This window comes from Burkholderia sp. MSMB1826 (genome assembly GCF_001526325.1).
GTDB lineage: Bacteria > Pseudomonadota > Gammaproteobacteria > Burkholderiales > Burkholderiaceae > Burkholderia.
The window spans coordinates 147,743-160,762 of sequence record NZ_LOYN01000050.1 but is presented as its reverse complement, the minus strand read 5'-3'; the positions used below and the strand labels follow the sequence as shown (position 1 = coordinate 160,762).

The window sequence follows — 13,020 nt, the reverse complement described above, 5'->3', positions numbered from 1 at the left end:
CGCCGATGAGGGAAGTGAAACGGTGCGTGGCACGAACGCGGTCGGGGCGTCTCGGTGTGGGTGACGAGCCGGGTGCGGCGTACGCTGCCGTTGTGCCGCACGGCGAGCGAACGGGCAGCGTTGCAGGGCGTTGAATGGCGCGTGGCCGGGGGGCGGGCGTCGCGTCCGTCGATCAGTTCGCCGACCGATTGCGCGAGGGCGATGCTTTCGTCGCGACCGCGCCGTGCGCAGGGCCGGTCGATTGTCGAACGACGAGTTCGGCCGGCAGCACGATTCGAGGGGCCACCGATTCGTTGCTGTCGATCTGTGCCATCAACGTATTGACCGCGGCGCGTCCCATCGGCGCGAACGGTTGGCGTATCGTCGTGAGCGGCGGATGAACCTGCGAGGCCATCGGAATGTCGTCGAAGCCGATGACGGAGACGTCGTGAGGGACTTTCAGGCCCATTTCCCTTGCCGCCGCGATGACGCCGAACGCGCTCAGGTCGTTCGCAGCGAAGATCGCGGTCGGGCGTTCCGGCAGCGCAAGCAATTGCGATGCCGCGTCGAATGCCTTCATCTGCGACAGATCGCCCTGCGCGATCAAGCCGGGATCGTCGGCCAGACGCAGTCGGGCGATCGCATCGAGATAGCCGCGCCGCCGGTCGCGCACGCCTTCGATGGACTCGTCGCCGCCGATGAACGCGATGCGCGTATGCCCGAGTTGCGCCAGATGTTCGACTGCGCGCAATGCGCCGCCATAGTTGTCGACGGAGATGGACGGAAACCCCGCGAGCGCGCCGCGCTGGTCGATGACGACGACCGGGACGTTCGCGGCGGCAAGCGCGTCGAAGTAGATCGAATCGCGCGGCAGGATGGCGACGACGCCGTCGGTGAACTGCTTCATCAACCCCAGCACGGACTGATGCGAGTGACGGTCTTCGTCGAATACCGTGTACACGAAGGTCTCGTACCCCGCTACCCGCGCCGCGCGCCCCACGCCGATAATCAGTTCGCCGACGAATTCGTTGTCGAGCGTGGGCGTCACGATACCGATGATGCCGTTGCGTCCGCCGGACAGCTTCTGCGCGCTGCGGTTGACGACATACCCGATGTTCGCCGCGACTCTCAATATTTCCTCGCGCGTTTCCTGCGAAACGCCCGGGCGGTCGTTGAGCGCCCGCGACGCGGTCATCTGGGACACGCCCGCGATACGCGCGACATGGGCGAGAGTGGGATTCTGTTTGCTCATGGGCGAGGTGGTGCGGTGGAGGGTGGTCATCCGGCCACACGCATTCCGCAATGGATGATAGCGATAACGTCCGGTTTTTACTGTTCATTCTAACAGGTCACATGCGGATCCGGAGTTGAACCGATTCGCCGGATTCGACCGGAGCCGCTCTCTGCCTGGTGATCGCGTCATTTTCGTTCGGCTCGACCGGGGCGGCGGGGTGCCGAATTCGACGATGGGTATACCCGGATAGCGACGATGACGAATCAAACCTAACATCCAATAACGTTAACGCTAACTATCCGTTGACGAGACCTACAACGATGGAGACGTGGATGCTTTCGATCAAGGTTCGAAGGTTCTCGCGCGCCGCGACGGCTCTGTTGGCAGCCTCGGCGCTCTGGGCCGGCGTCGGTCATGCGCAGTCGACGAAAGTCATCGTCGAATGGGATCACCAGACGGAGGGCAATGGGCCCAGGACCGTACGCGCCGCCGCCGACCGGTTCGAGAAACAGAACCCCGGGTACAAGGTCGAGGATTCCCACGTGCTCAACGATTCGTACAAGGCGAAGCTGAAAGTGGCGTTCGGCGCCGGGCAGCCGCCCTGCGTGTTCGACACGTGGGGTGGCGGGCCGCTGAGAGAGTACGTCAAGGCAGGTCAGGTCGTGGACCTCACGCCCTATCTGCAGAAGGATCCGGCCTATCGCGATCGCTTCCTGCCTGCGTCCTGGAAGGCCGTCACCTATAACGGCAGGATTTATGGTGTTCCGGCGGAGAACACGGCGGCTGCCGTGATCTTTTACAACAAGGATCTGTTCCGGCAATACAACCTCGCGCCGCCCGCGACGTGGGACGACCTGATGAACGTCGTGAAGGTGCTGACGTCTCACGGGGTCGCGCCGTTCGCGCTGGCCAACAAGAACAAGTGGCCGGGGTCGATGTACTACATGTATCTGGTCGACCGGCTCGGCGGCCCGGAGGTTTTTCGTCGCGCCGTCGAGCGCGACAAGGGCGGCAGTTTTGCCGACCCCGTCTTCATCGGCGCCGGCAAATATCTTCAGCAACTCGTCAAGGCCGGCGCATTCGCGCCCGGCTACAACGGGCTCGACTACGACATCGGGGCGTCCCGCCGCCTCCTGTACGCCGGCCGGGCCGCGATGGAACTGATGGGAAGCTGGGAAGCGTCGACCATCCAGAAGGAAAATCCGTCGTTCTTCAAGAAGCTCGACTTCTTTCCGTTTCCGGCCATGCCTGGCGGCAAAGGCGATGTTCGCGATGTCGTGGGAACGCTCGGCGACAGCTACCTGAGCGTATCGACGCAGTGTTCCGACCGCGACGCGGCGTTCCGTCTGATCAGGACGATGACGGATGACGAATCGGTCCGCGCGAAACTGGCCGATGCCCGACTCCCGCCGGTGAAGAACCTGACCATCGCGGATCCCATGCTCAAGCGCGTGCAGGAACTGGTCGCGCAGGCGCCGAACGTCCAGCTCTGGTACGACCAGGAACTGTCGCCGCGTCTCGGCGAGCGGCACAAGGAGATTTCGCAGGCGCTGCTGGGGCTTTCGGTGACGCCCGAGGCAGCGGCCCAACAGATGGAAGACGCGGCAAAGGCGGAGGCGGGCCGATAGGCCGGCTGGCGTGGAACCGATCGTGAAGGAGGTCATGGTGGATACAGCGATGATCGCGACGCGCGCGAAAGCGCACCGCATGTCGCCGCACCGGTTGACCGCGGCGCTGTTGCTGGCGCCGTCGGTCCTGCTGTTGGCCGTTTTCCTGCTCTATCCATTGGTCGACAGTTTCCGGTTGTCGCTGGTCGACTGGAACGGGCTCGGTAGCGATGCACGTTTCGTCGGTGTCGCCAACTGGCTGCATCTGGCTCAGGACGACGTGTTCTGGAAGGCGCTCGGCAACAATTTGCTGCTCGCCGTGTTCTCCGTGGTGATCCAGTTGCCCGTCGCGCTGCTGCTCGCGGTGTTGCTCGACAAGGCCGGCAAAGGCTCGCGGCTGCTGAAGATCCTGTATTTCCTGCCGCTGCTGATGTCCAGCGTCGCGATCGGCGTGCTGTTCAAGAACGTCTACGATCCGAACTTCGGTCCGCTGAACGCCGGGTTGCACGCGCTCGGCCTGCACGCGCTGGCGCAGGACTGGCTCGGCGATCCGCGCTTCTCGCTCGCTGCGACGATCGCGGTGATCTGCTGGCAGAACATCCCTTTCTACATGATCCTGTTTCTCGCCGGGCTGTCGTCCTTTCCGGCGGAACTGGGCGAGGCCGCGCGGCTCGACGGCGCGTCGGAATCGACCATCTTCTGGCGCATCAAGCTGCCGCATCTGCAAGGCACGGTACGGACCGCCGCACTCCTCGCGGTACTGGGGTCGCTGCGCTACTTCGATCTGATTTTCGTGATGACCGGCGGCGGGCCGGAGAATTCGTCCGAGCTGATGGCCACCTACATGTACCGTCGCGTGTTCAGTTCATTCCAGCTCGGCTACGGCAGCACGATCGCTTCGGCGATGTTCATCATCGTGGCGCTGGTTGCGGCGGCCGCGTTGCGCGCCACGCAGCGTTACTCACAGAAGGTCTGACCATGTTCGCTCGTTCAGTCCGGCAGGCGGCCAGCCGACGGCATCCCGTGATCTTCCTGCTGGCGCTCGTCTGGCTCGCGGTGACCACGCTGCCGTTCCTGTTCGTGGTCGTCACCAGTCTCAAGTCGCAGGAAGAAACCTATTCGGCTTCGGTGTGGGCGCTGCCGTCCCGGCTCGACCTGTCGAACTATCTGGACGTGCTGCATGGCGCGTTCTTCATGTACCTGCGCAACAGTCTGTTCGTGGTCGGCCTGTCTGTGATCGTCGTCGTGCTGCTCAGCGCGATGGCCGCCTACGCGTTCGCTCGCATGCAGTTCCGCTTCAACAAGACGTTGTTCGGACTCGTCGTCGCATCGATGATCGTGCCGCTTCACGCGACGCTGGTGCCGATCTATCTGATGATCCGCAACATCGGCCTGTACGACACGTCGCTGGCGCTCGTCGGCCCGTACGTCGCGTTCAGCCTGCCGATCTCGATTTTCATTCTCACCGAGTTCATGAAGCAGATCCCGCGCGAACTCGAGGAGGCCGCCTGTCTCGATGGATGCGGGCCGCTCAAGATTTTCTGGCGGATCTACTTTCCGCTGTCGATGCCCGGCCTGGCGACGGTGGCCATCTACAACGCGATCGCCCTCTGGAACGAGTTCATCTTTGCGTACGTGCTGACCTCCACGCCGGAACACCGTACGCTGCCGCTCGCGCTATGGGATTTCCAGGGGCAGTACGCATCGAACATTCCCGCGATGCTGTCCGTCGTCACGCTCACCTCGCTTCCGTTGATCGTCGCCTACGCGTTCGGGCAGGAACGGATCATCAAGGGAATGATGGCCGGATCGCTGAAGGGATAGCGACCGCTCGACCGCAGCCCGGCACGCATCGCGGGACGCCGGGATCCACTTACTCATTCAGTCAAGCGAATCATGGCCAGCATCAGTCTCAAGCATGTGCAGAAGGCGTACCCCGGGAATCCCCCGGTCATCCGAGATGTCGATCTCGAGATCGGCGCCAACGAGTTTTGCGTGTTCCTCGGTCCATCCGGATGCGGAAAATCGACGCTGCTGCGGATGATCGCCGGTCTGGAAACCATCACGGCCGGCGAACTGCGAATCGACGGTGCGCTCGTCAACGATCTGCATCCGTCGAAGCGGCGCGTGGCGATGGTGTTCCAGAACTATGCGCTGTATCCGCACATGACCGTCTACGAAAACATGGCGTTCGGCTTGCGGCAGGCGAAGATCGACGCCGCGACGATCGACCGCAAGGTCAGGCAGGCCGCGGCGTCGCTGCAACTGGAGAAGTTCCTCGAGCGGCGGCCGGCGGCGCTGTCGGGCGGGCAGCGCCAGCGCGTCGCGATCGGACGGGCAATCGTGCGCGAGCCGGGCGTGTTCCTGTTCGACGAGCCGCTGTCGAATCTCGACGCCGCGCTACGCGTGCAGACGCGAACGGAGATTGCGCGCCTGCATCGCGAGTTCGACCGGGCGAGCACGATTTACGTCACGCACGACCAGACCGAAGCGATGGCGCTCGCGGACAAGATCGTGCTGCTGCACGCCGGCGCCGACATGGAACGCCATGGCAGCGTAGCCCAGGTCGGAGCGCCGCTGGATCTTTACCACCGCCCGAGAAGCCGGTTCGTTGCGGGTTTCATCGGCTCGCCGCGGATGAATTTCCTGCCGGGGCGTATCGTCGCGGCGGATTCAGGCGGGCTTTCGCTCAGCCTGCGTGGGGGAGCGCTGATTCAGGCCGCGGTCGACGCACGCGGCGTGCAGGTGGGCGCCGACGTCACGCTGGGCGTTCGGCCCGAGCACTTCGTCATTGCCGCAGGCGACGCGCGCAGTCAGGCCGTCAACGCGACGACCGGGCTGGTCGAGCGTTTCGGCGAGTTTACGTATCTGCATGCGACCGTTGGCGAGGGCCGTGACGCCGGCGTGATCGCGAAGCTCGCCGGCGATGTCGACATCGGGCGCGGCCGGGCCGTCGCGCTTCATGTTTCGCCCGATGCCTGCCATGTCTTCGATGCCGACGGCATGGCATTGCCGCGCCTCGCCGCGGCACGGCAACAGGATTACGCGCTGCGATCGGCTTGATCGCACGGCATACCCGGTCGGCTTCGCCGATGCGCGTCGATCGCCCCGGGATCGAATTCGACCGAACGGGCCCGGTGTATGTCGCCGTTTGCGTCGGGCACTGAAACGGGTAGCTGACCCATTCGTCCATCCAGCCATTTATTTGGGATTCCTTATGTCAATCGATATCGAAGAACAACCGGCGCTGTACCGCAACCCCGACGCGCCCATTCCCGCGCGCGTGGCCGATCTGCTCGCCCGCATGAACCTGGATGAAAAAATCGCACAGTTGCATGCCGGTTGGCTGAGGTTGTCGTCGGACGGCAACCATGCATGGAGGCTGGCCGACTTCGCTCAGCGCCAGACGGGGATTACCGTCGACGAACTTCTGAAGCATGGCCTCGGACAGATCACGCGCCCGCTGGGTACGCACTCGGTCGAGGCCCGCGAAGGGGTGCGCGCATTGAACGCGCTGCAGCGCAGGATGATCGAGGACACGCGCCTGGGTATTCCCGTCATGTCCCACGAGGAGTGTCTCGTCGGCCTGATGATCGAAGGCGCGACCCTGTTTCCAGCGCCGCTCAACTACGCCGCGACGTGGAACCCGGAGCTGGTCGAAGCCGTGGCACGGGAAATCGGCCGGCAGGCGCGATCGATCGGCTGCCATCAGGGGCTCGCACCGGTGCTCGACGTATCGCGCGATCCACGCTGGGGGCGCACCGAAGAGACGCTCGGCGAGGATCCGTATCTGGTCGGCGTGCTGGCCTGTCGTTACGTCGACGGCCTGCAGGGCGAGCGCCGCGACTTGCTGGCGACGCTCAAGCACTTCGCAGGGCACTCGGCGAGCGAAGGCGGGCGCAACCACGCGCCCGTCCATGTCGGCCCGCGCGAATTCAACGATGTCTTCCTGCTGCCCTTCGAAATGGCGGTCAAGTTGACCAATGCGGGCTCCGTGATGCCGGCTTACCACGACATCGACGGTATCCCGTGTCATGCGGATCCGACGCTGATCGATGGAACGCTGCGCGGAAAATGGGGATTCGACGGGTTGGTCGTTGCCGACTATGCGGGCGTCAACCTGCTGTTCACGCACCATGGCGTCGCCTGTGACGAAGCGGCGGCCGCGGCGCTGGCGTTCAATGCAGGTCTCGACGTCGAACTGCCGGGACACGAATGCGCGCTGCATCTGAAGACGGCGATCGAGCGCGGCGACATCGAGATGCGGGTGATCGATGCGGCCGTGTCGCGCGTGCTGACCGAGAAATTCCGTCTGGGGCTGTTCGAGCATCCGTACGCGGATCCGGACGGTGTCGACGTGAACGGCGCCGATGCGGCGGCCGTGGCGGATCGGGCCGCACTCGAATCGATCGTCCTGTTGAAGAACGCTGCCGTGTTGCCGATCGGAGCCGACGGTGCGTCGCGCGTGGCGGTCATCGGGCCGACGGCCGACGATCCGCTCGCGCTGCTTGCCGGATACAGCTTCCCGGTGCATCTGATCACGACCGGCGAGGATGCGCGTTCGCCGGTGAAGACGCCGTTGCAGGCGTTCAGGGAGCGTTTCGGAGGCGAGCGGGTGCTTTACGCGAAGGGGTGCGAGATTCTTCGCGAGCGCCGCGCGGGAACGCCGGTATTCCCGGGGGATGTCGACATGGCGCGCGCGATCGACGAAGACCGGCAGGCACCCGTCAGCCGCGACACCGACCAGATCGCCGAGGCCGTGCGGGTGGCGGAATCCGCGGATGTCGCGATCGTCTTCGTCGGCGATCTGGCCGGGCTGTTTCAGTCGGGAACCGTCGGCGAGGGATCGGATACGGACAGCCTCGACTTGCCCGGCGTCCAGCAGGCACTGCTGGACGCGGTCGTCGCGAGCGGTACGCGGACGGTCGTCGTGCAGACCGGCGGGCGTCCGTACAACCTGGGCGGCCTGGAAGATGCCGTGGCCGCGCATATCGTCGCGTTCGCGCCGGGTCAGGGCGGTGCCGATGCGCTCGTGAAGCTGATTACCGGCGCGGCCGACTTCAGCGGCAGATTGCCGTTGTCGATTCCGAAAAGCGCGGGCGCGGTGCCCTACGTGTACAACCACAAGCTGAAAAGCGCCGGCACGCCGATTGCCTATCATTTCGGCGCGCGTTATCCGTTCGGCTTCGGCCTGAGCTACACCCAATTCCGCTATGGCGCGCTCGACTGGATCGCTCAAAGGGCAAGCATTTCCGACGGTGTCTTCGAATTCTCGTTCGAGGTCGAGAACGTCGGGCCGCGCGACGGTACGGAAGTCGTCCAGATCTACGTGCGCGATCGCGTGGCGTCGGTCGTGCGACCGGTACGGGAACTCAAGGGCTTCCAGCGCGTGTTCGTGCCTGTCGGTGCGCGCAGAACGGTGAACGTCCGGCTGCCCGTCGATATGCTCAATTTCACCGACGAACGGGGCGAGCGGATCGTGGAGCCAGGCGAGTTCGACATCATGGTGGGCAGTTCCAGTCGCGACATCCATCTGGCCGGTTGTGCGACCGTGGTCGGTGAAACCGCGCGGACGCTCGATCGCCACTGGCGCATGATCTGCGAGGTCACGGCAGGCAATCCGGTCGCTGCGGGCTGAGTCTCGGTGACAGAAGCGCCGAGGGCCGGTGCGTTGCGATGCCCACGCATGTCCGCGCCCGCGCCGCTCAATCCGGATCGGCTTTCAGCCCGCCTTCGATCCACCGCGCTTCCGACGCACGCAGATGCGCGCGGATCGCCGTCTGCGCGGCGATCGGATCGCCGGCCTGCAACGCGAGGAGCACGTCCTCGTGCTCGCGCACGGCGGCGGTCCAGGTCTGAGGATTCTCCGCGTGGCCGCGCATGGCCGTCGCGATCGGGTCGTGGCGGCTGTCGAACAGCTCGCCGACGAAGCGGGTGAGCACCGAGTTGCCGGCGGCTTCCGCGATCAGCATGTGGAACTGCCGGTCGGCTTCGACCGGCGATTTGCCGGCCTCCGCGAGCCGCTTCATGCGCTGAACGGTGCGGCGCAGGCGCTCGAGCATCGCGGCCGTCATCCGCGCGGCGGCCAATGCGGCGACGCTGCCTTCGACGGCCGCGCGGGCCTGCATCAATTCCGACGGGCTGTCGCCGAGCGTGGCCATCGGGCCGACCGCATCGGCCGCCGTGTCGCGCACATACACGCCGGAGCCCATCCGGATCTCGATCTGACCGCCGATTTCCAGTGCGATCAGCGCCTCGCGAAGCGACGGGCGCGAGACGCCGAGCGTCAGTGCCAGCTCGCGTTCCGGCGGCAGCCGCTCGCCGATCGCGAATTCGCCCTGGCGAATCAACGCGACGATCTGGGCCGCGACCGATTGGTAAAGCCGCTTGGGTTCTGTCGATTTCATCCGATGCAGTGGGATCAATGCGCTTTCGGCGCAAGCGCGTGTCGCGGAGTCTATCACGCGCGTCGTTTCGCCCGTTGCGGCGGCCCGTTCATCCGGATGTGCGGGTTTTCACTATTGGTAAGATCAGATGTGAATAGCTAAATTGGCTTGACCAAAATTGGTTTGATTGCTGTAATTCGTCTAAATTGGACTGACCAGACGGTGCCGAGGTCGATCCACTCCAAGGAGACGCAATGGCATTGCCTCGCAATCTGCCCGGTCAGGCCGCTCCGGACGAAACGAACCGGGAGATCCTGTGCCTGGAAGGGATTCGCAAGCGCTTTCCGGGCGTCCTCGCGCTCGACGGGATTCGTCTCGACCTGCGCCGCGGCGAAGTGCATGCGGTGTGCGGCGAAAACGGCGCGGGCAAATCCACGCTGATGAAGATCATCAGCGGCCAGTACCTGCCCGACGAGGGCGTCGTTCGCTATCGCGGCGCGCCGGTGCGATTTCGTTCGGCTTCCGAAGCGCAGGCGGCCGGCATCGCGATCATTCACCAGGAGCTCAATCTCGTCCCGCACCTGAGCGTGGCGGAGAACCTGTTCCTCGCACGCGAGCCGCGGCGCGGGCCGTTCGTCGATACGCGGCGCATGAATGCGGATGCGGCGCGCTGCATCGCGCGAATCGGCCTGAACGTCGCACCGACGACGAAGGTCGGCGTGCTGTCGATCGCGGAGCAGCAAATGGTCGAGATCGCGAAGGCGCTGTCGCTCGATGCGCGCGTGCTGATCATGGACGAACCCACGTCGTCGCTGACGGAAGCGGAAACGGTGCAGCTCTTTCGCCTCATCGAGGAGCTGCGCGCAGACGGCGTGGCGATTCTGTATATCTCGCACCGGCTCGACGAAATGGCGCAGATCGTCGATCGCGTGACGGTGTTGCGCGACGGGCGCCATATCTCGACGGACGATTTCGCCGACGTGAGCATCGACGACATCGTCGCGCGCATGGTCGGACGCTCGCTCGACGACGCCTATCCGTCGCGGCAGTCGGCGCCGACGGACGACGTGCTGCTCGACGTGCGGGACCTGCGCCGCGACGGCGTGTTCGGGCCGGTGTCGTTCGCGTTGCGCCGCGGCGAGATCCTGGGCTTCGCGGGATTGATGGGCGCAGGGCGCACCGAGATCGCGCGCGCGATCTTCGGGGCGGACCGTCCCGACGGCGGCACGATCGCGCTGCACGGCCGGACCGTGACGATCCGCTCGCCGCGCGAGGCGATCCGGCACGGCATCGCGTATCTGTCGGAGGACCGCAAGAAGGAGGGGCTCGCGCTGTCGATGCCCGTCGCGGCGAATCTCACGCTCGCGAACGTGCGCGGCATCGCGTCGCGTCTCGGGTTCCTGCGCTTCGACGACGAATTGAACGTGGCGCGCCGCTACGTGCAGGACCTCGCGATTCGCACGCCGTCGGTGCACCAGCGCGTGCGCAACCTGTCCGGCGGCAACCAGCAGAAGGTCGTCATCGGCAAATGGCTGTACCGCGGTTCGAAGATCCTGTTCTTCGACGAGCCGACGCGCGGCATCGACGTCGGCGCGAAATTCGCGATCTACGGGCTGATGGACCGGCTCGCCGCCGACGGAGTCGGCGTGGTGCTGATCAGTTCGGAGCTGCCGGAGCTGCTCGGCGTGACCGACCGGATCGCCGTTTTTCACGAAGGTCGATTGACCGCGTTGCTCGACACGAAACACACCAGTCAGGAGGAGATCATGCACTACGCGTCGGGGCGTTCCCATGCTTGAAATGACATCCGATCGAAGCCAGGCCGACGAACGGGCGGCGCGACAGCGGCGACGCGACCTGATCCAGAAGTTCGCGGCCCTGGGCAGTCTCGTCGTGCTCGTGTTCGCGTTCTCGATCTCGAGCGCGGCGTTTTTCTCGGTCGACAACCTGATGACGGTCGGCCTGCAGGTTACGTCGATCGCCTATCTGGGCGTGGCCGCCACCTGCGTGATCATCACGGGCGGCATCGACCTGTCGGTCGGCTCGGTGCTCGCGCTGGCCGGCGTGTGTGCGGCGCTGCTGGTCAAGGCCGGCATGCCGGTGCCCGCCGCGATGGCGGCCGGCATCCTGGTCGGCGCGCTGTGCGGGCTCGTCAACGGCATCTGCGTGACGCAGATGGGCCTGCCGCCGTTCATCGCGACGCTCGGCATGATGCTGGTCGCGCGCGGCATCGCGCTGCAGATCACCGGCGCGCGGCCGGTATCGGATCTCGGCGACGCGTTCGGCGCGCTCGGCAACGGCGCGCTGTTGCGGATCTCGCGCATCGGCGCGGACGGGTTCCCCGACACGACCTTTCCCGGCATTCCGTATCCGGTCGTGATCATGGTCGTGCTGTTCGTCGTGGTGTCCGTCCTGCTGTCGAGAACGGCGCTCGGCCGTCATATCTACGCGGTCGGGTCGAACGCGGAGGCGGCCCGGCTGTCGGGCGTGAACGTGCAGGGCGTGAAGCTGTTCACTTACGTGCTGTCCGGCGCGCTCGCCGGCGTGACCGGCTGCGTGCTGATGTCGCGGCTCGTCACCGGGCAGCCGAACGAGGGCGTGATGTACGAGCTCGACGCGATCGCCAGCTCGGTGATCGGCGGCACGTCGCTGATGGGCGGAGTCGGCACGATTTCCGGCACGGCGATAGGCGCGTTCGTGATCGGCGTGCTGCGCAACGGCCTGAACATGAACGGCGTGTCGAGCTTCATCCAGCAGATCATCATCGGCGTCGTGATCCTGGGCACGGTGTGGATCGACCAGTTGCGCAATCGCCGGCCCTGACCGGCAGCAAGCAGTCCCTACCAACGAGAAGCGGAGCGAGACATGAACAAATCCATCCTGCTGGCGGCATCGGCATGCGTGTTCGCGGTGTGCAGCGGCGGCGCGCAGGCGGCGGGCGGCGAGATCGCCGTAATCGTCAAGACGGTCAATTCGAATTATTGGCAGAACGTGCAGAAAGGCGCGAAGGCGGCGCTCGACGGGGCCAAGGGCTACACGATGACGTTCCAGGGGCCGGCGGCCGAGTCGGACATCAGCGGACAGGTCAACATGGTCGACAACGCGGTCACGCGTCATGTGGCGGGCATCGTGCTCGCACCGTCCGACCCCGATGCGCTCGTCCCCGCGATCAAGAAGGCGTGGGAAGCGCACATTCCCGTCGTGCTGATCGACTCGGCCATCGCGGACGCCGGCAAGCCGTATTACCAGGCGTTCCTGTCGACCGACAACGAGAAGGCCGGCGCGCTGTGCGCGAAAGCGCTGATCGACCGCGTCGGGCAATCCGGCAAAATCGCGATCATGTCGTACGTGCCGGGTGCGGGCTCCGAGGTCAGCCGCGTCGGCGGGTTCCGCAAATATATCGAGAGCCATTCGAAGCTGCAGATCGTCGGTCCGTACTACTCGCAATCGCAAATGGCGACCGCGCTGAACCAGACGACCGACGTGCTGTCGGCGAATCCGGACCTGAAGGGCATCTTCGGCGCGAACGAGCCGACCGCGGTCGGGATGGGCCGCGCGCTGAAACAGTCGGGCAAGGCGGGCAAGGTGGTGGCGATCGGGTTCGACGGCAACGAGGACCTGCAGGGCTTCGTGCGCGACGGCACCGTGCAGGCGATCGCGGTGCAGGGCTCCTGGCAGATGGGGAACCAGGGCGTGCGCACGGCGCTCGACGTCATCGCGCGCAAGCCCGCGCCGAAGCTGATCGATACCGGCGTCGTGATGGTCGACAAGCAGAACCTCGATTCGCAGGCGGCGAAGAATGTCCTGTACTGAC

General features: G+C 65.2%; 10 protein-coding genes. 8 read left to right on the top strand and 2 right to left on the bottom strand.

What is annotated here, in order from left to right:
* Positions 1-172: 172 nt before the first annotated feature.
* Positions 173-1,231: a LacI family DNA-binding transcriptional regulator gene (locus tag WS95_RS28560; RefSeq protein ID WP_034209088.1), complete on the bottom strand. Its 1,059-nt coding sequence runs from the start codon at positions 1,229-1,231 to the stop codon at positions 173-175.
* Between the two features lie 314 nt (positions 1,232-1,545).
* Between WS95_RS28560 and WS95_RS28555 the strand changes: the two genes are divergently transcribed.
* The 5 genes from WS95_RS28555 (at position 1,546) to WS95_RS28535 (ending at position 8,458) form a co-directional block, all read left to right on the top strand.
* A complete protein-coding gene (locus WS95_RS28555) occupies positions 1,546-2,841 on the top strand; it encodes an extracellular solute-binding protein (RefSeq protein WP_059827519.1) in 1,296 nt (431 codons plus the stop codon).
* Between the two features lie 34 nt (positions 2,842-2,875).
* Positions 2,876-3,796 carry a carbohydrate ABC transporter permease gene (locus WS95_RS28550; protein WP_230624955.1) on the top strand — a complete coding sequence of 307 codons (921 nt, stop codon included), beginning with the start codon at positions 2,876-2,878 and terminating at the stop codon, positions 3,794-3,796.
* Between the two features lie 2 nt (positions 3,797-3,798).
* Positions 3,799-4,644: a carbohydrate ABC transporter permease gene (locus WS95_RS28545; RefSeq protein ID WP_059827381.1), complete on the top strand. Its 846-nt coding sequence runs from the start codon at positions 3,799-3,801 to the stop codon at positions 4,642-4,644.
* Positions 4,645-4,716: 72 nt separating this feature from the next.
* Positions 4,717-5,883 (top strand): ABC transporter ATP-binding protein, encoded by a 1,167-nt coding sequence (locus WS95_RS28540; protein ID WP_059827379.1) that lies wholly within the window; start codon positions 4,717-4,719, stop codon positions 5,881-5,883.
* Positions 5,804-8,458, top strand: a complete 2,655-nt coding sequence (locus WS95_RS28535; protein ID WP_257139964.1) for a glycoside hydrolase family 3 N-terminal domain-containing protein — start codon at positions 5,804-5,806, stop codon at positions 8,456-8,458. The genes WS95_RS28540 and WS95_RS28535 overlap by 80 nt, the downstream gene beginning before the upstream one ends.
* A 67-nt stretch (positions 8,459-8,525) precedes the next feature.
* On the opposite strand, the gene WS95_RS28530 is transcribed toward WS95_RS28535, so the two are convergent.
* Entirely contained in the window at positions 8,526-9,227 is a 702-nt protein-coding gene (locus tag WS95_RS28530; RefSeq protein WP_034209092.1) for a FadR/GntR family transcriptional regulator, read from the bottom strand.
* 233 nt (positions 9,228-9,460) lie between these two features.
* Between WS95_RS28530 and WS95_RS28525 the strand changes: the two genes are divergently transcribed.
* From WS95_RS28525 to WS95_RS28515, 3 genes are read left to right on the top strand one after another with little or no spacing between them, the layout of a single operon-like run.
* Positions 9,461-11,005: a sugar ABC transporter ATP-binding protein gene (locus tag WS95_RS28525; protein ID WP_059827375.1), complete on the top strand. Its 1,545-nt coding sequence runs from the start codon at positions 9,461-9,463 to the stop codon at positions 11,003-11,005.
* Positions 10,998-12,029, top strand: coding sequence for an ABC transporter permease (locus tag WS95_RS28520; RefSeq protein WP_059827373.1), 1,032 nt, complete (start codon positions 10,998-11,000; stop codon positions 12,027-12,029). The genes WS95_RS28525 and WS95_RS28520 overlap by 8 nt, the downstream gene beginning before the upstream one ends.
* 42 nt (positions 12,030-12,071) lie before the next feature.
* Positions 12,072-13,019 carry an ABC transporter substrate-binding protein gene (locus WS95_RS28515; RefSeq protein WP_059827371.1) on the top strand — a complete coding sequence of 316 codons (948 nt, stop codon included), beginning with the start codon at positions 12,072-12,074 and terminating at the stop codon, positions 13,017-13,019.
* Position 13,020: the final 1 nt, after the last annotated feature.

Coding starts and splice junctions, on each gene's coding strand:
- WS95_RS28560 (WP_034209088.1), bottom strand. CDS start 1,231: ATGAGCAAACAGAATCCCACTCTCGCCCATGTCGCGCGTATCGCGGGC.
- WS95_RS28555 (WP_059827519.1), top strand. CDS start 1,546: ATGCTTTCGATCAAGGTTCGAAGGTTCTCGCGCGCCGCGACGGCTCTG.
- WS95_RS28550 (WP_230624955.1), top strand. CDS start 2,876: ATGGTGGATACAGCGATGATCGCGACGCGCGCGAAAGCGCACCGCATG.
- WS95_RS28545 (WP_059827381.1), top strand. CDS start 3,799: ATGTTCGCTCGTTCAGTCCGGCAGGCGGCCAGCCGACGGCATCCCGTG.
- WS95_RS28540 (WP_059827379.1), top strand. CDS start 4,717: ATGGCCAGCATCAGTCTCAAGCATGTGCAGAAGGCGTACCCCGGGAAT.
- WS95_RS28535 (WP_257139964.1), top strand. CDS start 5,804: ATGTCTTCGATGCCGACGGCATGGCATTGCCGCGCCTCGCCGCGGCAC.
- WS95_RS28530 (WP_034209092.1), bottom strand. CDS start 9,227: ATGAAATCGACAGAACCCAAGCGGCTTTACCAATCGGTCGCGGCCCAG.
- WS95_RS28525 (WP_059827375.1), top strand. CDS start 9,461: ATGGCATTGCCTCGCAATCTGCCCGGTCAGGCCGCTCCGGACGAAACG.
- WS95_RS28520 (WP_059827373.1), top strand. CDS start 10,998: ATGCTTGAAATGACATCCGATCGAAGCCAGGCCGACGAACGGGCGGCG.
- WS95_RS28515 (WP_059827371.1), top strand. CDS start 12,072: ATGAACAAATCCATCCTGCTGGCGGCATCGGCATGCGTGTTCGCGGTG.